At 62.0% G+C, this 23,688-nt stretch carries 22 protein-coding genes; 12 read left to right on the plus strand and 10 right to left on the minus strand.

Features of this window, described 5'->3' with window-relative positions; all coding sequences use genetic code 11:
- Entirely contained in the window at positions 1 to 171 is a 171-nt protein-coding gene (locus tag BM400_RS22030) for a hypothetical protein (protein ID WP_175528946.1), read from the plus strand.
- Positions 172 to 201: 30 nt separating this feature from the next.
- On the opposite strand, the gene BM400_RS09580 is transcribed toward BM400_RS22030, so the two are convergent.
- Positions 202 to 723, minus strand: coding sequence for an acyl-CoA thioesterase (locus tag BM400_RS09580; protein WP_089838816.1), 522 nt, complete (start codon positions 721 to 723; stop codon positions 202 to 204).
- 23 nt (positions 724 to 746) lie between these two features.
- On the opposite strand from BM400_RS09580, the gene BM400_RS09585 reads away from it, so the two are divergent.
- From BM400_RS09585 to BM400_RS09605, 5 genes are all read left to right on the plus strand, one after another.
- Positions 747 to 1,058, plus strand: coding sequence for a tetratricopeptide repeat protein (locus BM400_RS09585; protein WP_089838818.1), 312 nt, complete (start codon positions 747 to 749; stop codon positions 1,056 to 1,058).
- 63 nt (positions 1,059 to 1,121) lie between these two features.
- Positions 1,122 to 2,663 carry a sigma 54-interacting transcriptional regulator gene (locus BM400_RS09590; RefSeq protein WP_089838820.1) on the plus strand — a complete coding sequence of 514 codons (1,542 nt, stop codon included), beginning with the start codon at positions 1,122 to 1,124 and terminating at the stop codon, positions 2,661 to 2,663.
- Positions 2,664 to 2,820: 157 nt separating this feature from the next.
- A complete protein-coding gene (locus tag BM400_RS09595; protein WP_089841691.1) occupies positions 2,821 to 3,501 on the plus strand; it encodes a class I SAM-dependent methyltransferase in 681 nt (226 codons plus the stop codon).
- Between the two features lie 133 nt (positions 3,502 to 3,634).
- Positions 3,635 to 4,873, plus strand: coding sequence for a vWA domain-containing protein (locus BM400_RS09600; protein ID WP_089838822.1), 1,239 nt, complete (start codon positions 3,635 to 3,637; stop codon positions 4,871 to 4,873).
- 93 nt (positions 4,874 to 4,966) lie between these two features.
- Positions 4,967 to 5,236 (plus strand): hypothetical protein, encoded by a 270-nt coding sequence (locus tag BM400_RS09605; protein ID WP_089838824.1) that lies wholly within the window; start codon positions 4,967 to 4,969, stop codon positions 5,234 to 5,236.
- A 5-nt stretch (positions 5,237 to 5,241) separates the two neighbouring features.
- Here BM400_RS09605 and BM400_RS09610 read toward each other — a convergent pair whose 3' ends face one another.
- From BM400_RS09610 to BM400_RS09635, 6 genes are all read right to left on the minus strand, one after another.
- Positions 5,242 to 6,846: an AsmA family protein gene (locus BM400_RS09610; protein ID WP_245781789.1), complete on the minus strand. Its 1,605-nt coding sequence runs from the start codon at positions 6,844 to 6,846 to the stop codon at positions 5,242 to 5,244.
- A 154-nt stretch (positions 6,847 to 7,000) separates the two neighbouring features.
- Positions 7,001 to 7,555, minus strand: coding sequence for an NUDIX domain-containing protein (locus tag BM400_RS09615; RefSeq protein ID WP_089838826.1), 555 nt, complete (start codon positions 7,553 to 7,555; stop codon positions 7,001 to 7,003).
- Between the two features lie 210 nt (positions 7,556 to 7,765).
- Positions 7,766 to 9,580: a CocE/NonD family hydrolase gene (locus BM400_RS09620; protein WP_089838827.1), complete on the minus strand. Its 1,815-nt coding sequence runs from the start codon at positions 9,578 to 9,580 to the stop codon at positions 7,766 to 7,768.
- A gap of 117 nt (positions 9,581 to 9,697) precedes the next feature.
- Complete coding sequence (locus BM400_RS09625) at positions 9,698 to 9,955, minus strand: CDGSH iron-sulfur domain-containing protein (RefSeq protein WP_089838830.1); 258 nt, start codon at positions 9,953 to 9,955, stop codon at positions 9,698 to 9,700.
- A 112-nt stretch (positions 9,956 to 10,067) separates the two neighbouring features.
- Entirely contained in the window at positions 10,068 to 10,565 is a 498-nt protein-coding gene (locus BM400_RS09630; protein ID WP_089838832.1) for a hypothetical protein, read from the minus strand.
- Between the two features lie 28 nt (positions 10,566 to 10,593).
- Positions 10,594 to 12,183 (minus strand): sigma-54-dependent transcriptional regulator, encoded by a 1,590-nt coding sequence (locus BM400_RS09635; RefSeq protein ID WP_342714572.1) that lies wholly within the window; start codon positions 12,181 to 12,183, stop codon positions 10,594 to 10,596.
- A 496-nt stretch (positions 12,184 to 12,679) separates the two neighbouring features.
- Here BM400_RS09635 and rph point away from each other — a divergent pair, with 496 nt between their 5' ends.
- Positions 12,680 to 13,429, plus strand: a complete 750-nt coding sequence (rph, locus tag BM400_RS09640; protein ID WP_089838834.1) for a ribonuclease PH — start codon at positions 12,680 to 12,682, stop codon at positions 13,427 to 13,429.
- A 117-nt stretch (positions 13,430 to 13,546) separates the two neighbouring features.
- Here rph and BM400_RS09645 read toward each other — a convergent pair whose 3' ends face one another.
- A complete protein-coding gene (locus BM400_RS09645) occupies positions 13,547 to 15,718 on the minus strand; it encodes a TonB-dependent receptor plug domain-containing protein (RefSeq protein WP_175528947.1) in 2,172 nt (723 codons plus the stop codon).
- 312 nt (positions 15,719 to 16,030) lie between these two features.
- Here BM400_RS09645 and BM400_RS09650 point away from each other — a divergent pair, with 312 nt between their 5' ends.
- Together BM400_RS09650 and BM400_RS09655 are read left to right on the plus strand one after the other, a co-directional pair.
- A complete protein-coding gene (locus BM400_RS09650; RefSeq protein ID WP_089838838.1) occupies positions 16,031 to 17,038 on the plus strand; it encodes a tagatose 1,6-diphosphate aldolase in 1,008 nt (335 codons plus the stop codon).
- 159 nt (positions 17,039 to 17,197) lie between these two features.
- The gene (locus BM400_RS09655) at positions 17,198 to 18,487 is read left to right on the plus strand and encodes a hypothetical protein (RefSeq protein ID WP_141223861.1); all 1,290 of its coding nucleotides are present in this window, start codon (positions 17,198 to 17,200) and stop codon (positions 18,485 to 18,487) included.
- Positions 18,488 to 18,584: 97 nt separating this feature from the next.
- Here the strand turns inward: BM400_RS09655 and galE are convergent, their stop codons facing one another.
- Entirely contained in the window at positions 18,585 to 19,562 is a 978-nt protein-coding gene (galE, locus tag BM400_RS09660) for a UDP-glucose 4-epimerase GalE (RefSeq protein WP_089838841.1), read from the minus strand.
- Between the two features lie 129 nt (positions 19,563 to 19,691).
- Here galE and BM400_RS09665 point away from each other — a divergent pair, with 129 nt between their 5' ends.
- The gene (locus BM400_RS09665) at positions 19,692 to 20,525 is read left to right on the plus strand and encodes a glycosyltransferase family 2 protein (RefSeq protein WP_089838843.1); all 834 of its coding nucleotides are present in this window, start codon (positions 19,692 to 19,694) and stop codon (positions 20,523 to 20,525) included.
- Positions 20,526 to 20,588: 63 nt separating this feature from the next.
- Here BM400_RS09665 and guaA read toward each other — a convergent pair whose 3' ends face one another.
- A complete protein-coding gene (gene guaA / locus BM400_RS09670) occupies positions 20,589 to 22,166 on the minus strand; it encodes a glutamine-hydrolyzing GMP synthase (protein ID WP_089838845.1) in 1,578 nt (525 codons plus the stop codon).
- A 65-nt stretch (positions 22,167 to 22,231) separates the two neighbouring features.
- Here guaA and BM400_RS09675 point away from each other — a divergent pair, with 65 nt between their 5' ends.
- Positions 22,232 to 23,056, plus strand: coding sequence for an Mrp/NBP35 family ATP-binding protein (locus BM400_RS09675; protein WP_089841697.1), 825 nt, complete (start codon positions 22,232 to 22,234; stop codon positions 23,054 to 23,056).
- Positions 23,057 to 23,088: 32 nt separating this feature from the next.
- Positions 23,089 to 23,622, plus strand: coding sequence for a cupin domain-containing protein (locus tag BM400_RS09680; protein WP_089838847.1), 534 nt, complete (start codon positions 23,089 to 23,091; stop codon positions 23,620 to 23,622).
- The last annotated feature ends 66 nt before the right edge of the window (positions 23,623 to 23,688 follow it).

The following is a 23,688-nucleotide window of genomic DNA, read 5'->3' on the forward strand; positions in this document are numbered from 1 at the left end:
ATGTCCTTTGGAATTTACGCGTTGGGTTTTGCCATCATGATTATCGGGCTGGTTTATCTGGCGCACATCATGCACATTCCGCAGGCCTACATCGGTGCTGGTGCGATCATTCTGGTGGGGATGGGGATTCTGATGGGTGTGCAGAATACCCGGCAGCGGGACAAGAGCTAAAGAAAGACAGACAAACTCCGTGTTTCTTCTTCAATAGTGCCACTCGGGGGTGAGGGCGGCGCGAAGCTCTTTTTTTCTGAGGGTCTCTCCGGAGCGCATCTCGCGGCGTCGGCCGGCATCTTCGTAGCGGCGCTTCTGGTGCTCGGTTTCGGGGATGACCTGCGGGACGATGAGCCTGGTGCCGTCGCGATTGACGGCAACGAAGGTGAGGTAGGCGGAGGAGACGTGGCGGAGATGCTGTTGCTCGACGTCTTCCACCATGACGCGGACGCCGACCTCCATCGACGACTTGAAGGCGCGGTTGACGCTGGCCTTGAGGATGAGGAGTTCGCCGACGCGGACGGGGGCTACGAAGTCGAGGTGGTCCATGGAGGCCGTGACGGTGATGGCCCGGGCGTGGCGGCTGGCGGCCATGGCGCCGACGAGGTCGATGTACTGCATGAGGCGTCCGCCGAAGAGGTTGCCGAGGGCGTTGGAGTCGGCGGGGAAGACGATTTCGGTGCGCTCGGACTGAGATTCGGCGACGGTGCGGGAGACGGGCTGCTCGATCATGCTTCCAGTTTAGACTTAGGGACATGGACAGGATTGCAATGTTGACGGAGATTCTGACGCAGGCACCGAACGATGCGTTTGCGCGGTATGGGCTGGCAATGGCTTACTCGGAGGCGGGGCAGCCGGATGCGGCGCTGGCGGAGTTTGGAAAGCTGCGGGATGCGAACCCGGACTATGTGCCTGGGTACCAGATGGCGGGTCAGTTGCTGGCGAAGATGGGACGGTCGTCCGAGGCGGTGACGTGGCTGGAGGCTGGGCTGGCGGCAGCGGCGCGGACGGGCAATGGGCATGCGGCGGCGGAGATGCAGGCGTTGAAGGATGATCTTTCAATTTGAGTGGTGTGAACGCCGGTTCGCGGGCCGCAACTTTGGGGCGGCTGGGACATCTATACTTCACACATGGCGAACACGACTCTTCCGACTACGCTTGGCGCACTCCGCAACAGTGAATACACCCCGGCCAGGATGGCCCGCACGGTCAAGGACGAGCTGCGCGAGAACCTGATCGCCCGACTGCGTGCGAATGCCGCTGGCCCGGTGAAGGAGCCGCTGTTTCCGGGCGTGATTGGGTATGAAGACACCGTTGTTCCGCAGATTGTGAACGCGGTGCTTTCTAAGCACAACTTCATTCTGCTGGGTCTGCGCGGGCAGGCGAAGTCACGGATTCTGCGGGCTTTGACGACGCTGCTCGATCCGGCGCTGCCGTATGTGGCGGGTTCGGAGCTGCGGGATAATCCGTATGCTCCTCTGTCGCAGTTTGCGAAGAATCTGATCGCGAAGCATGGTGAGGACACGCCGATTGCGTGGCTGACGCCGGACCAGCGGTATGTCGAAAAGCTGGCTACGCCGGATGTGACCGTGGCTGATCTTGTCGGCGATATCGATCCGATCAAGGCGGCGCGGTCGGGTGAGGACCTGGGCTCCGAGTTGACGATGCACTATGGATTGCTGCCTCGGGCGAATCGCGGGATCTTTGCGATCAACGAGGTGCCGGATCTGGCGGGGAAGATCCAGGTGGCATTGTTCAATATCATGCAGGAAGGGGATATCCAGATCAAAGGATATCCGGTGCGTTTGCCGTTGGATGTGGCGGTGGTTTTCTCGGCCAATCCTGAGGACTACACGGCGCGCGGCAAGATTGTGACGCCGCTGAAGGATCGTATCGGGTCGGAGATTCGGACGCACTATCCGGAGTCGATCGACGAGGCGATTGCGATTACCCAGCAGGAGGCGTGGTCGGCGCGGGGTGGCGAGATTGCGCTGCATGTGCCTTATTACATCTCGCAGGTTGTTGAGACCGTCGCGTTTGCTGCTCGTGAGGACAAGAAGGTCGATAAGCGGAGCGGCGTGTCGCAGCGGCTGCCGATCTCTACGATGGAGCTGGTGATCTCGAACGCGGAGCGCAGGGCGCTTCTGCATGGGGAGACGCTGGCGGTGCCGCGGATCGCGGATATTATCGCGGCGCTGCCGGGGATCTCGGGCAAGATCGAGCTGGAGTATGAAGGCGAGATGCGCGGGGCGGACACCGTCATTCGCGAGATTATCCGGCAGGCGGTGGTGAATGTGTTCGACCAGTACTTTGCCGACACGAACACGCAGCAGATCGAGCAGTGGTTCAATCTGGGTGGCACGGTGGCGCTGACGGATGACCACTCGGCCAAGGACTCGATTGCGGAGCTGAAGCAGATTCAGGGGTTGTTCGAGAAGCTGGGACCGCTGAAGCTGGAGAAGAATTCGCCGGCGGAGATTTCGGTGAGTGCGGCTGAGTTTCTGCTGGAAGGCATGACGGCGCATAAGCGGCTTTCGCGGACCGAGGAGCGGGCGTTTACGGCGGCGGAGAAGAAGTCTCGGGTGGACCAGGCGGCTCAGTATGCGGAGAAGATGCGGGATAAGGAACGGGATGAGGCGGCTCGGAACCGGACGCGTCGAGGCTTCAACTAGAACAAGGCGTAACCAGGCTCTCAACGATAAAAGCGGGAGAAGGACATAGAAAGGCCTGGCCGATTGCCAGGCCTTTCCATTTGCTGGCTCGTCGATACGGTTATTGAACTTTCTTATGAAGATGGAAGTTAGTATGCGTTTCTCTTATGTTGGATGCATGAGAGAGAACAATACCAAGACCGTCTTCGACACGACTGCCTCCACGTACGACGTTGACCGGGCGAAGCTGATTCCGGGATGTGGAAGGTTCTATCAATGGGCGATTGATCTGATTCCGCGGAAGGCAAAGAGGATCGTGGACCTTGGGGCGGGGTCGGGGTTGTTGAGCATCCTGATCCGGGAGCGGTTTCCGGAGGCGGAGCTGCACCTGGTGGATTTTTCGGCTCCCATGCTGGACAAGGCGCGGGAACGGATGGGCTCCGACGACCGGGTGTTCTATCATCAGGCGGATTATTTGAAGGACAGTTTGCCGGAGGATGTGTGTTCGGTGGCGTCGGCTCTGTCGATTCATCATCTGGAGGATGAGGGGAAGAAGCTGCTGTTTGGGAAGGTGTATGGGATGCTGCGGACGAACGGGGTGTTCGTGAACGCGGACCATATCGCGGGGCCTTCGGCGAAGCTGGAGGAGCGGTATCAGGCGACGTGGCTGGAGCAGGTGCGGGCGAACGGTGCGAGCGAGCAGCAGATTGCGGATTCGCTGTATCGGCAGAAGGAGGACCGGCGGGCTCCGGTGGGGGAACAGCTTGGATGGATGCGGCGGGCTGGGTTCCGGGATGTGGATCTCTGGTTCAAGGACAATTGCTTTGCGGTGATGAGTGGGACGAAGGCGGCGGACTGAGTGGAGGACGGGTGCCCACATCTCGAGAACAAGATGTGGGTGCCCGATTTCTTGTCGGATGAATGTCTGTTTGGTGACGGGTGGGTGACTGCATCCTGTAGCGGGATTCTGAGTCTAATATCGCTATAGGCCTATGAAGCGCATACGGTATACGAAATTTACGGGTGATCTGGCTTCGGCGTTCGGGTTGGAAGACCTGATGCAGGCGCTTTCGGACTTTTTGCTGGACTCCGGCTTCCAGGATCCGCTTTCGCGGTTCCAGGACTTTGACGGCGAGCAGACGATGGAGAACCTGCGCGATGCAATCCGTCAGGCGCTGGATTCGGGCGAGCTGTTCGACGAGGAGGCGCAGGAGAAGTATGAGGCGCTGAACGAGGAGCAGGTCGAGGAGCTGATCGACCAGATTATCCAGAAGATGCAGGAGCAAAACTTCATCAACGCCGAGATGCCGGAGCAGGGCGAGGGCGGAGAGGGTGAAGGGGAGACGAATGCCAAGTTCGAGGTGACGGACAAGGGCATGGACTTCCTGGGGTACAAGGCTCTGCGGGATCTGCTGGGGCCGCTAGGGAAGTCGAACCTGGGGCGGCATGACACGCGGCACGAGGCTTCAGGTGTGGAGACGAATGGGTCTTCGAAGATGTATGAGTTTGGTGACAATCTGAACCTGGATATCACAGCTACGCTCTCGAGTGTGTTTGCGCGTGAGGGTTTCAATGTGTCGGCGAGTGGGCCGGGGGTGCTGAATCTGGAGTATCAGGATCTGCATGTGCATCAGTCTGATTATCAGTCGTCGTGCGCGACGGTGGTGCTGCTGGACTGCTCGCACTCGATGATTCTGTATGGGGAAGACCGGTTTACGCCGGCGAAGCGGGTGGCGATGGCTCTGGCGCACCTGATTCGGACGCAGTTTCCGGGGGATACGATCAACCTGGTGCTGTTCCACGACTCGGCGGAGGAGATTCCGATCGGGCAGTTGTCGCGGGTGAAGGTGGGGCCGCATTATACGAATACGCGGGAAGGCCTGCGGATGGCGCAGAGGATTCTGGCGCGGCAGACGAAGGATATGAAGCAGATTGTGATGATTACCGACGGCAAGCCGAGCGCGCTGACGCTGCCGGATGGGCGGATTTATAAGAATGCGTTTGGGCTCGATCCGCTGGTGATCTCGGAGACGCTGGAAGAGGTGGCGCGGTGCAAGCGGTCGAACATCATGATCAACACGTTCATGCTGGCGAGCGACTTTCAACTGGTGCAGTTTGTGCAGAAGGTGAGCGCGATGTGCCGCGGGAAGGCCTATTTTACGACTCCGGAGAACCTGGGGAGCTATCTGTTGATGGACTTTATGTCGCGGCGGATGAAGACGGTGCATTGATCGAACAGGCGACAGAGTGTGGGGAAAAAGCGGGAAAAGAGGCCAGGGCTTTTTGCTTTGGCCTCTTTTGTTTGTTGTATGCTGAACGCATCTATGTCGACTCTTCAGGAATACCGTTGCGATGTCTGTGGGATCACCTCGACCAACCCTACCCACTGGTTTGTGATTCAGTGCGGTCCCACTGAGCTGAAGGTGCAGCGTTGGGATACCGAGACCGCGAATGCGCGCGGGGCGCGGCATTACTGCGGGGAAGCGCATGCGCAGGTGTATGTGAGCCGGTGGTTTGAGGTGCTGTGTGCGCCGGCGGTACGGGACTTTTCAGGGACGACGATTCCGGACAGCGGGACCGTCGGTTTGGAATAAGCCGATTATCTTTTGGCGCCTTCGAGGCGCTTCTCCGTTTTGCTGCCGAAGTCTAGGCCGAAGTGGGGGGCCTCCTTGGTGCCTGAGATCTTGACCGGGATCTCGGCTCCGGCTCCGTTTTTGGCGAAGAAGGGATCGGCCAGCTTCAGCAGGGTGGACTTCCAGCCGGGTTTGATCATCTGCGAGACCCTGGCGTCGGTGCGGACTTTGCCGGCGAACTCGAACTGCTCACCGTCGAGGGAGTAGACGCCGGTGAGGTGGGCGGTGGCTCCGGGTAGACGGTAGTCGAGGGTGGGGATGGTGAGTTTGGCCGCGCCGAGGGTGAAGGTGCCGGTCATGTGGGAGAGGACGTCGTCGGCGCCGGGGTGGGCGTCTTCGGGGCGCGCGGAGGCACGGGCGCTGAGTTCGTCGACCTTGTCCTGCGTTTTGGGGTTGGTGAAGTGAATGTTCGACATGGAGAAGGTGCCCTTTTCTAGGGAGAGCTTGTGGGTGACGCTGTCCTTGCCGGGGCGGATATGCAGGTGCGTGTTCATGCCGAGGGTGGCGGTCATGACGGGCGGGCGGGTTTTGACGGCTAGCTGGAGGAAGTCTTCGAGGTGGCCGGCGGGGACGTGGATGTCGAGGTCGATGGTGTGGCCGACGCCCTTGATGTTGACGACGGAGCCGGTGCAGGTGAAGTTGGAGCGACCGAGGGTGGCCTGGACGGGCTGGAGATAGGTGTCGCCGGTGAGGCCGTCGACGATGACGTGGAAGGCGGTCGTGAGCGGCATGGGGTGGTTGGCGGAGTCGAGGGTGAAGTCGGGGACGTGGGCGGTGCCGTCGGCGACGATGTGGTTGAGCTGGCCTGAGAACTTTCCGGTGGAGTTGAGGATGCCGCCGATGCCCTTGATGGTGTTGAGGTCGGCGTGATCGAAGCGGTAGATGCCGGTGACGGGGGAGTCGCCGGGGGATTCGGCATTCCAGGGGCCGAAGGTGCCGGTGGTGTGGATCTCGCCTTTGGGGATGGCGTTGGTGAGGGTGGCCTCGTAGTTGGAGGGGGAGCCGGGTCCGAAGTTCTTGAGGAGGATGTGTTTGAGCTCGAAGTCCTTGTCGGGCTTGTTGGGGTTGCCGTTGACGATGATGAGACGGGAGTCGGTGAACTCGATCTCGTCGGCGGCGATCTCGATCCTGTGGGGCTTCTTCTCGGTCCTGGGAGCGGCGTTGCGCTGCTGGCGCGGGGGGATGCGGACTTCGAGGCCGGAGACGCGGACGGAGTGGATGCGCGTGGGGTGCTCGAGGAGGGCACGGATATCGGCGTGGAAGGCGAAGTTGCCGACGGTGATGATGGGGGCGGTGGCTCCGGCGGCAACGACGTCGTCGGGCGCGTAGATGCGGAGGTTGGTGCCTGAGACGTCGAGGCCGTTGAGGATGGAGACCTCGAAGGTGCCGAGCTCGACGTTGCCGTGGAAGTAGGTCTCGAGGGTCTGGATGACGCGCCCCTTGAGGATAGGGCTGGCTCGATGGAGGACGATGTACGCCGTGATGGCGAGGGCGATGGCGACGAGCGAGACAACGACGAGCACAATCATGAGGATGCGCCTGGGGAGAGAGTTTGGCTTGCGATTAGGCATCGATTCCTCATCCGGGGAGTTTGATGACGCGACAGTGTTTGGATGATTTCTGTATCGGGAAGGTTTCGTGTTGGAACGGTTCACGTTTGCGGCGACTCAGCAGAGGCGGTCTCGCTCCTGGAGCGGAAGCCTCGCTGCGCTCAGCGGGACAGGCTTATCGAATGGGGTGTCGCTTGCGGTAGATAAGGTATGCGGCCCAGGCGGCGGCGGTGCAGTTGTCCACGATGCGGCCGTCGAGGAGCATGGACTCGAACTCGTCGACCGAGACGCGATGGAGGGTGAGGTCGATCTCCTCGGGGTCGGGGTCGGTCTGGCCGTGGGTGAGGCCCTCGGCGAGGAAGACATGGTGGGCCTGGTTCATGACGCCGTAGGCGATCTGGTGCGTGGCGAGGTGGGTCATGCGGGCGGCGGTAAGGCCGGTTTCTTCCTTGAGTTCGCCGCGGGCGAGGATTTCGGGGTCGATGTTGGCTTCTTCCCAACTGCCCTGGGGGAACTCCTTGAAGCGGCCCTTTACGGTGTAGCGGTATTGCTCGATGAGGTAGAGGAAGTCGCCCTCGGGGGTGTGTTCCAGGGGGATGATGATGCAGGCGGCTTCCTTGTCGACGACGCCGTAGATGCCTCGGACGCCGTTGGAGCGCTCGATGACGTCTTCGCGGACGGAGGTCCAGGGGTTCTTGTAGACGACGCGGGAGGAGATGGTTTTGATCATGGGCTTTCTTGGACGGCAACGGCAAAAGGCCCGGGGCTGAGCCCCTTTTGTGTGGTGGCGGGGACGTGGGGCTGAAGCCCCACTCTAATCCCAACGGCAACGGCAGAAACAACGACAACAGCAACGACGACGGCAGAAGCAGAACGCCTTCGGGGATGACAACTCAAGGGGCAACGGTAAGAGCAACGACGGTCACGACAGCGGCGAGGGCTAGTCGGCGAGGTTCAGGTCCAGGTGCGAGGGGTATTTGGCGTTGCCGAAGATGGTTTCGGTCTGGGGCTTGTAGGCGTCGGCTGGGGCCTTCATGATGTTTTCCACGTACGTCTGCGGGTTGCGGTCGTAGAGGGGGAACCAGGTGGACTGGACCTGCACCATAATCTTGTGGCCCTTGAGGAAGGTGTGGTCGGTGGCGTTGAGGGAGTACTTGAACTCGGTGGGTTCGCCGGGCTTCAAGGCCTCGGGGTGCTCGAAGCTCTTGACGTAGCGACCGCGGAAGATCTCCTCGGCGACCATGAGCTGGTAGCCGGCCATGGGGGCCGGGGCGTCGTCAGGATAGACGTCGATGAGCTTGACGACCCAGTCGGCGTCGGTGCCGGTGGTGGCGGCGTAGAGGTCGGCGATCACGTTTCCGGTGACCGTCACATCCTTGTCGAGGACGGGGGTGGAGAAGGCGGCTACGTCCTTGCGCCCGGTGACGAAGCGTTGATCTTCGGCGAGCCAGGTGCGCCACTTGGAGCCGTTCCCGTAGGTGGCCTGAATGGGGCGGGCGCGGTAGGGGATGGGGTCGGCGGGGTCGGAGACGTAGGCGGCGGCCACGCTGGTGTAGTCGCCGGTGGGGGCCTCGAAGGAGGCTACTTTTTCAGCCTTGAGGTAGAGCTTGGCGGGCTTGAAGCCGACTTTGGGGGGCCACGCGGCGTAGCGGTGCCAGTCGTTGGAACCGGAGCGGAAGCTGGCTACGTTTTCGAGGTCGAAGCCGGGCTTGCCCTTCAGATACTTCTCGAAGAAGGGGGCCTCGATGGTCTTGCGGTAGGTCTCGCCGGTGACGGAGCCGAAGTCGACGACGCCCAGCTTTGTGCTGCGTCCGGCCCAGCCGCCGTGGTTCCAGGGCCCGAGGACCATGAAGACTTCGTTCTTCTTGTCGTGGGGCTTGAGGGCGGCGTACTCGGCCTGGGTGCCCCACATGTCCTCCTGGTCCCAATAGCCGCCGACCTCGAGGGTGGGGACTTCGACCTTGGTGAGGTGGGTCTGGACGGCCATGTCTTTCCAGAAGGTGGCGTATTCGGGATGGGCGAGAAAGGCCTTGGCGGTGGGCAGATCGGTCATGCCCGCGGTCTTGGCGGCACCGGCGAAGTTGATGTTGCGGAGGAAGAAGTCGTAGGTGTCTTCCTTGGTGTCGACGCGGACGTCGGTCTTCTGGGCCTCGAGTTGCTGCACGTAGTCGAAGCCGTAGGTCTCGCGGAAGGCACCGTTATGGAAGAAGTCGTCTCCGAGCCAGATGTCGGTCATGGGGGCCTGGGGGCTGATGGCCTTGACGGCAGGGTGTGCGTCGATGCCGGCCATCATGGCGAGGAAGCCGGGATAGGAGACGCCGAGGACGCCGACCTTGCCGTTGTTGTGGGGCACGTTCTTGAGGAGCCAGTCGATGGTGTCGCGGGTGTCGGTGGTCTCGTCGACGTCTTTCTTCGTCGTGTGGGCGACGATGGGGCGGTTCATGACGAACTGGCCTTCGCTCTTGTAGCGGCCGCGGATGTCGCAGTTGACGAAGATGTATCCGCTGGCGGCGAGCTCGGGCTTGGAGTTGTTGATGCCCTGAGAGGTCACGCCGTCGACGCCGTAGGGGGTGCGCTGCATGAGGAAAGGAAGAGGCTCGCTGGCGCCTTCGGGGCGCTGGAGGATGCAATGGAGATTGGCTCCATCGCGCATGGGGATCATCTGCTCGACGCGTGTGTAGGGTCTTGGCTCGGGCTGCTGGGCGGGGAGCAGCGCGGGGATGACGAGGACGGCGGCGAGGAGAGAGAGGCGCATGGGCTTGGAGAACCTCGATGATGCAGAGTTTGGCAGAAGCTGGGATGGGGATGGAGCTGAGGCGGTAAAACCCCACACCGCAAAGGCGCGATGTGGGGCACCCGGTTTGGAGGCTCTTTAGCCCTGGGCTACGGGTTCGACGGGGATCGGGCTGGCGTCGCACTTCCAGCCCTCGCGGCCGTGGGTTCCGTCGCAGAAGGGGCGCTTGGCGGAGAGGCCGCAGCGGCAGAGCGAGATGGCCGGCTTGCCGGTGAGATCCCACTCCTGTCCGTTGACGTCGACCAGGGAGATGGCACCTTCGACGCGGAAGGGGCCGTTGGGGCGGACGGTGATCTTGACGGAGGGAACGGGTGTGCTCAGTGTTTCGTCGGACATGGGTGCGGGATTCCTTTTGACGTGCTTGATTTGACCCAAGGATAGCAAAAGCAGGCGATCAGGGATCAGGGATCAGGAGAACCAGCGGTTCCGGGGGATGTGGGGGGTGGGGCTAGAGGCCTTGTCGAAGCCGCTCCCGGATGCCGGAGGCGAGATCGACGAGGTGCCTGAGCTTGGGGGCGAGGGCCGGGGGGAGCGAGGGCTCCTGAAGGGTGAGCTGGGTCTGGAGAAGGAGGCCGGTGATGGAGCCTTTGAGCTCGTTGCCGATCTGCGCGGCGGCTTCGCTGCGGGCGAGGGCCATCTCGCGGTTGCGGCGGGTGAGGGCAGCCTTGATCTCACGCAGAAGGCGGGGGCGGGCGGAGATGGAGAAGTTGAGTTCGATGGGGACGGCGAGGCCGGAGTGCTGCCAGACGGACTCGGCCCAGTCGGCGTCGCGCTCGGCGAGGCTCTGCTCGATGACGACGACGGAGAAGGAGTCCCGGCGGAGAGCGGTGAGGGCCTGACGCTGCGTCGGGGCGAGCTCTACCGCGACGCCGAGCTGGCCGGTCAGGGCCTCGGCGAATTGGGGGGTCTCCGGGAGGGCGGAGATGAGAAGGACTTCAGGGGGCATGGCAGTCTCCCTCGTTGCGTGATGGGGCTTAGTGGTCGAACGGGTTGTCGTCTCCGGTGTCGGAGATGCCGTACTCCTTGAGCTTGCGGTAAAGCGTAGTTTTGCCGATGCCGAGGAGCTTGGCGGCCATGAGCTTGTCGCCGTTAAGCTGGCGGATGGTGCCGAGGATTGCCTGCTTTTCGAGGTCGGCGATGGAAAGAATCGGGTTCGACCCGCCGGGGGAGCGCCAGTGTGCGTTGGGAGCGGGGGCAGCTTCGGACTCGCGCTGGGCGTGGAGGCGGAAGTCCTGGAGCTGGGTAGGCAGGTCGGCCATGTGAAGGATGGGGCCGGAGGAGAGGGCGCAGGCGCGCTCCACGGCGTTTTCGAGCTCTCGGACGTTGCCCGGCCAGTCGTACCGGCTCATGATGCGGAGGGCCTCGTCGGAGAAGGTGTGGTGGGTGCCGGACTCGCGGTCGCAGCGCTCGAGAAAGTGCAGGGCGAGGAGCGCGACGTCTTCGCGGCGATCGCGAAGGGGCGGGATGCGGAGGCTGACGACGTTGAGGCGGAAGTAGAGGTCCTTACGGAAGCGGCCCTGCTCCACCATGACGGCGAGATCGCGGTTGGTGGCGGCGAGGACGCGGGCGGAGATGGGCACGGTGAAGTTCGCGCCGACGGGGCGCACCTCCCTTTCCTGGAGGGCGCGGAGGAGCTTGGCCTGGAGGTCGAGGGGAAGCTCGCCGACCTCGTCAAGGAAGACGGTGCCCCCCTCGGCCGAGGCCAGGAGGCCGTCCTTGGCCTTGTTGGCCCCGGTGAAGGCACCCTTGACGTAGCCGAAGAGCTCGCTCTCGATGAGGGTGGGGACGAGTGAGCCGCAGTCGACCGGGACGAAGGGCTTGGAGGCGTGGGGCCCGTTGAAGTGGATGGAGCGAGCGACGAGTTCCTTTCCTGTACCGCTCTCACCGAGGATGAGGACGGGATGTGAGGAGTGGGTGACCTTGGAGAGAATGCGATAGAGCTTCTCCATCTCGGGGGAGCGACCAATCATGTTGCCTAAACCCTTCTGGGTGCGCATGCGCTCACGGAGTGAGCGGCTTTCCATGTCAAAGTGGCGGCTCTGGCGGGCGCGGTGGAGTACGGCCGTGAGCTCTTCGAGGGCGAAGGGCTTGGTCAGGTAGTCTCCCGCGCCGATGCGCATGGCCTGCACGGCGGAGCTGACGGTGGCGAACGCGGTCATGACCACGACGAGGGTATGGGGGTGCTGGGTCCTGACCTCTTCGAGGAGCTCAAGGCCGCCGGAGCGTCCGGGAAGCTTGAGGTCGAGGAGCATGAGGTCGATGGACTGATGCTTGAGGATGGCCTGCGCCTCGGAGGCGTTGGCGGCAGAGACGACGAGGAAGCCCATGCTCTCGGCGATCTCCGCGCAGGCGGTGCGAACGGGAGCGTCATCGTCGACGACGAGGAGATGCATGACGGGAGGTGGATTTGAGGAGGCTTCCGCGTCTGGAGAAGACAGGGCGCGGGCGTCCTGGCCAGGATAAGGCGTGGCTCCGATGAGGACACCGGAGGGCGGCGTGGACTGGCGCGGAGTCCGCGTGGACGCGAGGTGATCTTTTCTGTGCGGAGGCGGATTAACAGGCAAGTGCGACCTCCTCGAGGGAGGAGCTTGAGCCCGCGGGGAAGACGACCGCATCGTGCCAGAGGGGGCCTGCGCCGATTCCGCTGGCTTGAGGGGCATCCGATTTCGGTGAAACGGCGCGACGACGAAAGGCTGCTGTGCTGCTCTGGGTGGCCTGCATGGTGTAACTCCAGTAGAGCCCATAGAACCGTTTTGGGTGCGGTTAGGTATCTAGTCTGTAATCACGTTAGGTGCCAAAGTGAAACATTGGGGTAAGCCATAGATACGAAGGGAGATAGCACCAACGGAGAAGCCTGGATGGGATTCTGCCTGTTCCCGTTTTGGGATTTTTCTGCGAATCCCCTGTGGAGAAATGGCAAGAAACCGTGGAGTAGAGATTCCCGAAATGGATCGGACTGCCGTTTTGGAACCGATGGTTTTAGTTTGGGACACGTGAACGGCTGCGCACAGCCGGGTTGTGTGGCTCGTTTTTATGTTGCAGCAAACTATAATCGAAAATATGCCTGATGTGACGCAGCTCTTTCGCCCGGGTGGCCGTTCCGCCACTATGCTTCGCCCGATTCGCCTTACTCCTGGATACGTTGGAACCGCGGAGGGATCGGTTTTGATTGAGGCGGGGAACACGCGGGTGCTATGCAATGCAACGATTGAGGCCGGTGTTCCGGGCTGGATGCGGAACTCGGGGCGGGGCTGGGTGACGGCCGAGTATGGCATGTTGCCGAGGGCCACGCTGACCAGGACGGCGCGCGAGAGCGAGCGCGGCAAGGTGGGTGGGCGGACGCACGAGATTCAGAGGCTGATTGGGCGGTCGTTGCGTGCCGTGGTCGACATGAAGGCGCTGGGCGAGCGGACGGTCATCCTGGACTGCGATGTGTTGCAGGCCGATGGCGGGACGCGGACAGCGGCGATCTCGGGGGCGTGTGTGGCTTTGGCGATCGCTCTGGATAAGCTGGTGCTGGCCGGGACGCTGAAGGCTTCGCCGCTGAAGCAGATGGTGGCGGCTACGTCAGTTGGCATTGTGGACGGGCATGTTTTGCTCGACCTGGCGTATGAGGAAGACTCGCGCGCCACGGTGGATATGAACGTGGTGATGCTGGCCGATGGGGGTCTGGTCGAGACGCAGGCTACCGCGGAGAAGGATTCGTACAGCCGAAGCGAGTTGAACGCGATGCTGGATCTGGCGGAGGCGGGGATTCGCGAGATGCTGGTGCTGCAGACGGAAGCACTGAAGGCTGGGACAGCGGTCTAACGGAACGGGTGCTGCGGCGACGATGTCGCGCAGACCTTCCTCAGCCGGCACGAACAGCTTTTCTCGACCTCTTCGCCGGCAAAGGGAGCCGCGCGAAGAGGACAGGAGGCCTGTTCGCTAGAAGCGATAGGTGATGCCGCCTTCGGCCAGGAAGCCCTGCTGCGTGAGGGCGTAGGCATCGTTGTTGCAGTTCGCGGCGGTGCAGTTCGCGATAAAGACGTACTGGTAGAAATTCTGGCGATTGAAGGCGTTGTCCAGACCACCGTAGAGCTCGAGTGGACGGTCGTGGATATGCAGGTCGATCTGGTACCGGAAGTCGACGCGCATGTAGTACGAACCGCGCTGCGTGTTGATGAGGCTGGTGTCGTAGATGAGGCGATCCTGCGCCTTGGACTGGGTGATGAGGAACGGCGTGTAGGGTGTTCCGGTGTGGTAACCGACGCGTGCCGTGATGCGCTGGTTCTCGGTGAAGCGGTAGCCCGCGATGCCGTTGATCAGGATGGGAACGTCGAAGTTGGCGCGGCGGGAGATGCCGTCGAGAGCCTTGTGCGTCACCTGCTGGCGGGCGATGTTGCCCTGGTAGAAGAAGCGCTTGCTGGGGTTGGAGGCGTAGTCGATCTCGCCGCCGGTGGCGATGCCGGAGCCCGCGCTGGTGAGGGCGAGATAGATGAAGGGCTGTCCGAAGGGATCGACGACGTCAGCCAGGGAGAGCGCAGCATAGGCGCTGGAGACCGGATAGCTGTGGTAGTTCTTCTGGTAGACCGAGATGCTGAAGCGCGAACCGTTGTCGCTCTGCCTGTGGAGACCGACCTGGAACTGATTGACCGTGATGGGCTTCAGCTGGAGGTTCGACGGGATGCTGAGGATGGTGGGCAGAGGCGGAAGCTGCGCGTAGCTGGCGGCGCCGCCGAAGAGGAAGAAGCTCTTGTAGGTGGGGGTCCGGATGGTGAACTGCGGTGAGAAGATCTTGCTCTCGGTCAGCCCGAACTTCTGGAAGCGGCCTCCGGCGGAGACGAGAAAGCCGTCCTTGGACTGGTAGCTGACGGTGCCGTATCCGGCGTAGTCCTTGGGCTGAAGCTGGTAGTTGACGTTGGTGGCGTTGACGGGCGTGGGATCGAGCGTATAGGGGCTGGGGAAGCCGTTGGGTTGCTGGATCTGGTAGCCGATGCCGTGCACGCCGCCGACGGCTCCGGCGCGAATGTCGAGGTGCTTGAAGCTGGTGGTGACGTCGTACTTGGCGTTGACGGGGGAGTCGTCCAGCTTGTCGGAGTCGACGAGGGCGTTGTTCTTCTTCGGGTCGGTCTGGCGGCTTGTGCTCTGGATGCGTGAGTAGGCGAACTGGAGACGCTGAATGGTCTTCTCGGAGAACCGGTGCTCCCAGGTTGCGGCGGCTGTGAGGCGGTTGCCGGTGTAGTAGGTGTTGAGGAAGGTTGGGTCCTGGGCGTCCTGGAGGTTGGGCGCGATGTCGAGCGAGTCGTCTCCGGTGAGGAAGAGGATGGAGATGACGTCATGGTCGCTGAGGCTGAAGATGTCCTTGGAGAGGACGCTCCAGTACTTGGGCACGCCGTCGATGCCGATGTCATCCGTGAAGAAGTTGACGACGGATTTGCGGAACTCGGTGACGGTGGCGCCGAGGCGTCCGATGGGGTGGTCGACGACGATGTCGGCACCGGCGTATCCGACGGAGACATCGCCGTGAAGGCCGAGGCGATCGACGTCGCGGGTCTTGATCTCGAGGACCGAGGAGAGGGCTCCGGAGTACTGGGGGCCGTAGAGCATCTTGTGCAGCTTGATGCTGGCGACGTCGTCGGAGTCGATCATGGAGACGAATCCGCCGGAGGTATTGGAGGTGGAGATGTGATTGATGTTGGGGACTTCCACGCCGTCGACGACGTAGAGGTTTTCAAGCGGGTTGCCGCCGTTGACGAGGTAGGTGTTGCGGGCGTCGGTGTCGTAGGTGACGCCGGGAAGGGTTTGGAGGAAGCGGGGGATGTCCTGGTAGGCACCGGGTGTGGACTGGATGAAGTCCCGGAAGAAGGTGGTGGTGATGGCGTCGTCGGTCTGGACGACGGGCGCGGAGGTGATGACATTGACCGTCTGTTCGATGCCGGTCTGCGCGATGCCGGGAACGGATCCCGCGGGTTTGGGGCGGGTTGCTTCCTGGGCCGGTGGCGTGGGTTCCTGAGCCGGAGAGGCAGGGGCCTGGGTGTTCTGCGCGTGGAGCAAGGGAGTCAAGGCGAACAGAGGGCCGGAGAGAGCAAGAGCAATCAGCAGCCTGGGGGTCTTCATGAGGTCGATCTCCGATTGCATGCCGGACGCATTGCCTTGGACTGAGTGCTGGGGTCGTCACAAGGAAGCTTTGCGGGACAAAACTGTTACTGGGTACCGTTAGCGTACACCGTTTGGGGGGCTGGTCACAACCGGAGGCGATCTCCCATTTGGGAGATGCGAGTCATTGGTACCGTGCGGCGAATCGAACGCGGTATGAGTTGTCGATGAAGTTTGGTCGCGGGAGCAGATGATCGCACGGTTGTGCGATCATCGATTCGATCCGCGGGGAACCCGTTCGATTGGCTTTACAATCAGCATCAGGAGCGACGCATGAAATTGACCCCAGGAAAACTTGCCGGCCTTAAGGCCGTCTCCGATGCGCGCGGCGTGATTGCCGCGGCGGCGATGGATCAGCGCGGATCACTGCAGAAGTCGATTGGCAAGGAGCGCGGGTCGAGTGCGGATGCGCACGATCTGGAAGAGTTCAAGGTGCTGGTGACGGAGACGCTGACGAAGCATGCTTCGGCGATCCTGCTGGACCCGGAGTATGGTCTGGAAGCCGCGAAGCACCGCAACGGCAAGGGTCTTCTGCTGGCTTATGAGAAGACCGGCTACGATGCGGCAACGCCGGGACGTCTGCCGGACCTGCTGGATGTGTGGAGTGTTCGCCGCCTGAAGGAAGCCGGCGCGGACTGCATCAAGATTCTGCTGTACTACACGCCCTATGAGAAGACCGCCGTCAACGATCTGAAGCACGCCTGGATCGAGCGGATTGGCGATGAGTGCCTGGCGCACGATATTCCGTTCTTCCTGGAGTTTGTGGGCTATGACGCGCAGGGTGGGGACGAGAAGTCGCTGGAATATGCGAAGAAGAAGCCGGAGATCGTTTCGGGCTCGATGGCGGAGTTCGGCAAGGCACGCTACAACGTCGATGTGCTGAAGGTCGAAGTGCCGGTGGAGATGTCGTACGTCGAAGGCACGAAGAGCTTCAAGGGCGAGAAGGCGTATACGCGCGCCGAGGCTTTGCAGCACTTCCGGGACGCGGAATCGATGACGCATAAGCCGTTCATCTATCTCTCGGCGGGTGTTTCGAACCCGGTGTTCATCGAGACGCTGGAGCTTGCGGGCGAGTCCGGCACGAAGTTCAATGGCGTGCTGTGCGGACGCGCGACGTGGAAGGACGGCATCGCGATCTATGCGAAGCAAGGTCCGGATGCGTTCAAGGCGTGGCTCGAAACGACGGGCGTCGAGAACATCGAGAACGTGAACAATGGCCTGAAGGCAGCCAGCCCCTGGTACCTGAAGTATGGGGCGAGCAGCCTGGCAGAGCTTGGATAAGAGCTTCGCGAAGCAGGATGGTTGGCAAGGGGACCCATGTGGGTCCCCTTGCTGCATGGGGCATGACGGAAACTTCATGAAGGAAAAGAGGTTGCGGCACGTCTAACCGGCATGATGGGTTCAGGTTCGGTTAAGGTTGCGGGGTTAGGGTGGGAGCAGATGATGAGACCTTTTTCTCTGCTTGCAGTGTTTGCGCTTCCGTATGCGGTTTGGGCGCAGGAGGCCGCGCCGGTGGTCATTCCCAGTGGAACACCGTTTGCGGTGACGATTCAGAAGAACGCGAAGATGAAGAAAGATGAGGTGGTGCGCGGCGAGCTGGTGTATGCCGTGTATGACCACGATCGTCTTGTGCTGCCCGCGAAGACGGTGGTGACGGGGTCGGTCGTTGAGCTGACGGCGGACCATACTCGACGGGTGCATGCGCGTCTGCGTGGCGATTTCACTCCGTTTCATGTGCCGGTGGTGCGGTTCAGCTCTGTGACCATGGCTGACGGGAGGACTCTGCCGCTGGTGACGGGGACGGCTACGAATGGCGCGCCGGTGTACCGGCTGGTCGCTCCTCCGCCGCGCAAGGGTGGGTTCATCGCCCAGCAGTTGGGCCAGGTGAAGGACGCAGCGAAGGACAGGATCAAGGTGGTGACGGGACCGGATAAGGGCGATCGTCTGGTGCAGTTTCTGTATAGCCAGTTGCCATATCATCCGGAGCGGATTGCCAAGAACACCGCCTGGACGGTGGAGACTGCGGAGCCACTGGCGCTGCCGGTCAAGGCTGAGGCCGTGCCGCAGCCGGGCGTGGTGGCTCCGGACGCGTCTCCGAAGACATGGATTGTGCAGGCTTATCTTGAGGACCCGATGAGCTCGGAGACGTCGAAGGCGGGCGAGACGATTCGGGCTGTGGTGGCGGAGCCGATTTTGAATGGCGATGGCAGTGTCGCGGTGCCGCAGGGCGCGGTGCTGACGGGCGCGGTGACGGCTGCGAAGCCGGCGCGGTCCTTCGGCCGGGTGGGGGAGCTGCGGTTCAGTTTTCGGGAGTTGACGCTGCCGGGAGCGTCTCCCATGGCGGTGCAGGCGCAGGTGACGGGGGCCGATGGCGCGGAGGATATGGCGATGAACTCCGAGGGTGAGGTCAAGCCGAAGCCGAAGGACAAGATCGCGGTGCCGCTGATTCTGATTGGGCTGGCGTTTCGTCCGCTCGACCGGGACAATGGGCGGCATATGCTGCGCAAGGATGCGGCTGGGTCGAATGCCGTGGGCGTGATCGGGTTCGTCGTGGGCACGGCGGCGAAACAGCCGAATCTCGCCGCGGGGATCGGGTTCTATGGCGCGGCGATCTCGGTGTATGAGCGGTGGCTGCGGAAGGGGAAGCCAGTCGCGTTCACGAAGGATACGCGCGTGGTGATCCAGACGACGGGAAGACGGTCGGCGGCAATGAAGCCGACGGTGCAGTGATTTTCGATATGTAGGCAAAAATGTTACAGATCAATTTTGGATGAAAACGACGATGCCCTCATCTCGGCAGTGAGATGGGGGCATCGCTGTTTCTGGACTACTGCGCGAGGAAGCTGGGCAGCTTCAACTCCCACTGATAGGCGGTCTCGATGATGTCGCGGATATCGTACTTCGACTTCCAGCCGAGGACTTCCTTCGCTTTGCTGGGGTCGGAGTAGAGGGCCGGCGGATCGCCTGCGCGCGGGGCGGCGTAGACGTGCGGAACTGGCTTGCCGGAGACCTCTTCGACGATGGCGAGGAGCTCCGCGATCGACGTGCCCTTGCCCGTGCCGAGGTTGATGGCGGTTGAGGCGCCGCCGTTCTCCAGATAGGCGACGGCGGCGGTGTGCGCGGTGGCGAGATCGGAGACGTGGATGAAGTCGCGGATGCAGGTGCCGTCGGGGGTGTCGAGATCCTTGCCGAAGACGGTGAGCGGTGGCGCGGTGCCGAGAGCAGCCTTCAACGTCAGCGGGATCAGATGTGTTTCGGGATGGTGAATTTCGCCGATCTCTCCGTTGGGATGCGCGCCGGCGGCGTTGAAGTAACGCAGTGCGACATAGCGAAGGCCATGCGCGACGCTATAGGCCGAGAGGACATCTTCGAAGAAGAGCTTGGTGACGCCGTAGGGATTGATCGGCTTCTGGTGGCTGGTCTCGGTGATGGGGAGTTTGTCGGGGATGCCGTAGGTCGCGCAGGTGGAGGAGAACACGAACTGGCGGACGCTGCTCTCGAGCACGGAGTCCATGAGGAGAAGCGCTGACTCAACGTTGTTGTGGAAGTACTTGCGCGGGTTCGAGACGGACTCGCCGACATAGGCCGAAGCGGCGAAGTGCATGACGGCATCGACGTCTGCGAGCAGGGACTTTAGGAGTTCGCGGTCTGCGATGTCGCCCTGAACAAGCCTGAATCCTTTGGCGAGGGCGGGGTTTCCGGTGGAGAGGTTGTCGAGGATGACGACCTCATGGCCTGCGGCTGCGAGGTCACGCACGGCGTGAGATCCGATGTAGCCGCTACCGCCCGTTACAAGCACTCTCATGCATTGGCTCCAGATGTTCTTAGGTTTTGAGAAGGTGTTGGTGTTGCTATGATAACAAAACCCATACCAGCGAAGAGCCTGGTTCTTCTATCGTCCATTGACGTACTCCACGCTGCGCCTTAGAGGATTATGATCTCGATTCTTATCCTGACGTTGAATGAAGTTGGCAACCTGCCGCACTGCATGAAGACCGTAAGCTGGTCGGACGATGTGCATGTGCTCGACTCGTACAGCACCGATGGAACGATCGAGCTGGCGAAGGAGCTGGGGGGACAGGTCTGGTTTCGCAAGTTCGATAGTTTCTCGCAACAGCAGAACTGGGCGCTGGAAAACATTCCGTTCAAGTATCCGTGGGTCTTCTACTTCGATGCCGATGAGCGCGTGACGCCGAAGCTGCAGGCGTCGATGCTGGCTGCGGTGGCGAACCCCGGAGACAACGTTGCTTTCCGGATTCAGCGGCGCGACTTTCTGCGCGATACGTGGCTCGAGCATGTGCAGATGACGGCGTTTTACGAGCGGCTGTTCCGGCCGGAGAAGATGCGGTATGAGCGGCTGGGGCACTGCGTGTCGAAGCCGGATGGACCGGTCGCGACGATCGAGGGATATCTCGATCACTACCCGTTCAGCAAGGGCTGGGCCGATTGGGTGAAGCGGCATAACTTCTACAGCGACCAGGAAGCGCAGCAGATTGTCGCGAACCGTGGGGATGCGAAGGACATACGGTGGGGCGCTCTGATCTCGCCCGTGGACAACAAAGAACGGCGGGTGACCATCAAGGAGATCTACTACCGGATGCCAGGTCGGCCTGTGCTGAAGTTTTTGACGATGTACGTGGCGAAGCGCGGGTTTCTGGATGGAATGGCCGGGTTCTATTACTCGGTGATGATTGCGTTTTATGAATTGATGATCGTGCTGAAGACGGATGAGTTGAATCGTGGGCCGGAGAAGGGGCCCGGGGCTTGATGGAAGTTCAGGAAACAAGAACGGCCTCTCCATGGAGAGGCCGTTCTTGTGTTTGGGTGTTTCTTACTCCCACTCGATGGTTCCTGGCGGCTTCGAGGTGATGTCGTAGACGACGCGGTTGATGCCTCGCACCTCGCTTACGATGCGGCTGGAGATGGTGCGCAGCACCTCGTAGGGAAGAGGTGCCCAGTCGGCGGTCATGCCGTCTTCGCTTTCCACGGCGCGAATGGCGCAGGTGTTGGCGTAGGTGCGCTGGTCTCCCATGACGCCGACGGACTTGACGGGTAAGAGGACGGCGAAGCTCTGCCAGACCTTCTTGTAGAGGCCGGCCTTCTTGATCTCATCGACGACGATCTCGTCGGCCTCCTGCAGGATCGCGACACGCTCCGGGGTGACTTCGCCGAGGATGCGGACGGCGAGGCCGGGGCCGGGGAAGGGCTGGCGGTCGATGATATCGGCGGGCATGCCGAGGTCGCGGCCGATGCGGCGGACTTCATCCTTGAAGAGATCGCGCAACGGCTCGATGAGCTTGAGCTTCATGTCCTCGGGAAGGCCGCCTACGTTGTGGTGGCTCTTGATGGTGTGCGACGGTCCGTGAACGGAGGAGCTCTCGATGACGTCGGGGTAAAGCGTGCCCTGAACGAGCCATGCGACCTCTTCGCCCGATGATTTTTCGGCTTCGAAGATCTTCTTGGCTTCGTCGTCGAAGACCGCGATGAACTCGTTGCCGATGATCTTGCGTTTGCGCTCGGGGTCGGTGATGCCGGCGAGTTTATCGAGGAAGCGCTGCGCGGCGTCGACGGCGACGACGTTCAGGCCGAGCTGCTCGCGCATAGTTTTCTGGACCTTGTAGAACTCGTCTTTGCGCAGAACACCGTTGTTCACAAAGATACAGGTGAGGCGGTCGCCGATGGCCCTGGCGACGAGCACGGCGGCGACGGACGAGTCGACGCCGCCGGAGAGGCCGCAGATGGCGTGGCCGTTGCCGACCTGTGCGCGGACGCGTTCGACGGTGGTCTGGATGAAGTGCTCGGGGGTCCAATTGGGCTCGGCGCCGCAGATGTCGAGGCAGAAGTTCTTGAGCAGCTCCATGCCCTGCCGGGTGTGGGCGACCTCGGGATGGAACTGGACGGCCCAGATGCGGGCGTCTTCGTTGGCGATGCCGGCGAGCGCGTTCGAGGTCTGGGCGGTGCGGGTGAAGCCTTCGGGCAGCGTCTGGGCCTCGTCGCCGTGGGACATCCAGACGTCGATGTTCTGCGGCAGGCCGCGGAAGAGCTGGTTTTCGGCGAGGATTTCGACCTCGGCGTGGCCGTACTCGCGGCGGTCGGACGGGACGACTTTGCCGCCGAGGTGATGCGCGATGAACTGGAGGCCGTAGCAGATGCCCAGGACGGGGAGGTTTTGCTCGAGGATGGCGGGGTCGGCTGCGGGGGCGTCGGCGTCGTAAACCGAGCTGGGACCACCCGACAGGATGATGCCCCTGGGGTCGAGCGCGAGGATCTTCTCGAGCGGCGTGGTGCAGGGGATGACGACGGAGAAGACGTTGAACTCGCGGATACGGCGGGCGATCAGCTGCGTGTACTGCGAGCCGAAGTCGAGGATGACGATGGTTGAGGAGGTCGTGCTTGTCGAGGTGTCCACGAAGATAAGTGTAACCGTCGGCGGTTAGAATGGAGTTTCAGGATTTCGGAAATGGAGTGTGTTGGATGGGAACGATGGGAATGCAGGGACCGCAGCCTTTGCCGGGAATTTCGCATGTGATCGCTGTTGGCAGTGGTAAGGGTGGGGTCGGGAAGACCACGGTGGCCGTGAATCTGGCCGTGGCGCTGGGCAAGCTTGGCTACCGTGTCGGGCTGATCGATGCCGACATCTATGGGCCGAACGTGCCCACCATGCTGGGCGTGACGCGCCAGCCGAACATCACCGACAACTCCATGATGGAGCCGATTCTGTCGCATGGGGTGAAGTTCATCTCGGTCGGGCTGATCTCGCCCGGAGACAAGCCCATGGTGATGCGTGGGCCGATGCTGCACCAGATCATTCGGCAGTTTCTGCAGCAGGTGCTCTGGGGCGAGCTGGACTTTCTGATCGTCGACCTGCCTCCTGGAACGGGCGATGTGGTCATCTCGCTGGTCCAGACAGTGCCGCTGACCGGGGCTGTCGTGGTTTCGACGGGGTCGTCGGTCGCGTTGCAGGATGCGCGGAAGGCGCTTGAGATGTTTCACCAGGTGAAGGTCGAGGTCATCGGGCTGGTCGAGAATATGTCGCAGATGGTGCTGCCGGATGGGACGGTTCTCGACGTCTTCGGCGCGGGCGGCACGGAGAGGACGGCGGCGCAGTTCGGCCTCGAGTTCCTCGGATCGGTCGATCTGAATCCGAGCGTGCGCGAAGGCGGCGATCGCGGAATGCCGGCTGCGCTGGCCGGTCCTGAATCCAACCTCGGCAAGCCGTTCTTTGAGATTGCGCATCGCGTGGTGAGCCGGGCGATCGAGATCTCGCGGTCGGAGTCGGATGTTTTAGAGATCTCGTAGTGCGCTCGGCGGCGGGCAGCATATGATGTCGTATGACGACCGAGACGATCTACCCGCCGCTTCCTGCCGATGATCTTGCGCGCACGCTGACGATTGCGAAACCGATGACGGACCAGGGGCTTCTGCACCTGGGCGTTGTGGGGGATACGTACACCATCCTGCTTTCGGGCAAGGACACGGCGGGGCGCTTTTGCCTGATCGACATGCATGTTCCGCCCGGCGGTGGGCCTCCACCCCACCGGCATGACTTCGAGGAGAGTTTTCTCCTGCTTGAAGGCGAGTTGGAGGCTACTTTTCGCGGGGAGAAGGTGACGGTGCGCGCGGGCGAGACGGTGCATGTGCCGGCGAACGCTCCGCATCAGTTCCGGAACGTCTCTGCCGCCGCGACGAGGATGCTCTGTATCTGCTCTCCCGCGGGGCAGGAGGAGTTCTTCGAGCAGGTTGGAGTTCCCGTGTCGACGCGGACGACTGCGCCTCCCAATCTCGATGAGGCGGGGGAGAAGGCGTTTCGGGAGAAGGCGGGAGCGCTTCTCGGCAAGTACCGCACCGAAATGGTGCATCCGTAGAAGCACTCGCTTCGTTCAAAAGGAAAGGTTTATGGGGGAGTCGAGGGCGAAGTGACTTGACGGGCA

This window comes from Granulicella pectinivorans, assembly GCF_900114625.1.
GTDB lineage: Bacteria > Acidobacteriota > Terriglobia > Terriglobales > Acidobacteriaceae > Edaphobacter > Edaphobacter pectinivorans.

Coding starts and splice junctions, on each gene's coding strand:
- BM400_RS22030 (WP_175528946.1), top strand. CDS start 1: ATGTCCTTTGGAATTTACGCGTTGGGTTTTGCCATCATGATTATCGGG.
- BM400_RS09580 (WP_089838816.1), bottom strand. CDS start 723: ATGATCGAGCAGCCCGTCTCCCGCACCGTCGCCGAATCTCAGTCCGAG.
- BM400_RS09585 (WP_089838818.1), top strand. CDS start 747: ATGGACAGGATTGCAATGTTGACGGAGATTCTGACGCAGGCACCGAAC.
- BM400_RS09590 (WP_089838820.1), top strand. CDS start 1,122: ATGGCGAACACGACTCTTCCGACTACGCTTGGCGCACTCCGCAACAGT.
- BM400_RS09595 (WP_089841691.1), top strand. CDS start 2,821: ATGAGAGAGAACAATACCAAGACCGTCTTCGACACGACTGCCTCCACG.
- BM400_RS09600 (WP_089838822.1), top strand. CDS start 3,635: ATGAAGCGCATACGGTATACGAAATTTACGGGTGATCTGGCTTCGGCG.
- BM400_RS09605 (WP_089838824.1), top strand. CDS start 4,967: ATGTCGACTCTTCAGGAATACCGTTGCGATGTCTGTGGGATCACCTCG.
- BM400_RS09610 (WP_245781789.1), bottom strand. CDS start 6,846: ATGCCTAATCGCAAGCCAAACTCTCTCCCCAGGCGCATCCTCATGATT.
- BM400_RS09615 (WP_089838826.1), bottom strand. CDS start 7,555: ATGATCAAAACCATCTCCTCCCGCGTCGTCTACAAGAACCCCTGGACC.
- BM400_RS09620 (WP_089838827.1), bottom strand. CDS start 9,580: ATGCGCCTCTCTCTCCTCGCCGCCGTCCTCGTCATCCCCGCGCTGCTC.
- BM400_RS09625 (WP_089838830.1), bottom strand. CDS start 9,955: ATGTCCGACGAAACACTGAGCACACCCGTTCCCTCCGTCAAGATCACC.
- BM400_RS09630 (WP_089838832.1), bottom strand. CDS start 10,565: ATGCCCCCTGAAGTCCTTCTCATCTCCGCCCTCCCGGAGACCCCCCAA.
- rph (WP_089838834.1), top strand. CDS start 12,680: ATGCCTGATGTGACGCAGCTCTTTCGCCCGGGTGGCCGTTCCGCCACT.
- BM400_RS09645 (WP_175528947.1), bottom strand. CDS start 15,718: ATGAAGACCCCCAGGCTGCTGATTGCTCTTGCTCTCTCCGGCCCTCTG.
- BM400_RS09650 (WP_089838838.1), top strand. CDS start 16,031: ATGAAATTGACCCCAGGAAAACTTGCCGGCCTTAAGGCCGTCTCCGAT.
- BM400_RS09655 (WP_141223861.1), top strand. CDS start 17,198: ATGATGAGACCTTTTTCTCTGCTTGCAGTGTTTGCGCTTCCGTATGCG.
- galE (WP_089838841.1), bottom strand. CDS start 19,562: ATGAGAGTGCTTGTAACGGGCGGTAGCGGCTACATCGGATCTCACGCC.
- BM400_RS09665 (WP_089838843.1), top strand. CDS start 19,692: ATGATCTCGATTCTTATCCTGACGTTGAATGAAGTTGGCAACCTGCCG.
- BM400_RS09675 (WP_089841697.1), top strand. CDS start 22,232: ATGGGAACGATGGGAATGCAGGGACCGCAGCCTTTGCCGGGAATTTCG.
- BM400_RS09680 (WP_089838847.1), top strand. CDS start 23,089: ATGACGACCGAGACGATCTACCCGCCGCTTCCTGCCGATGATCTTGCG.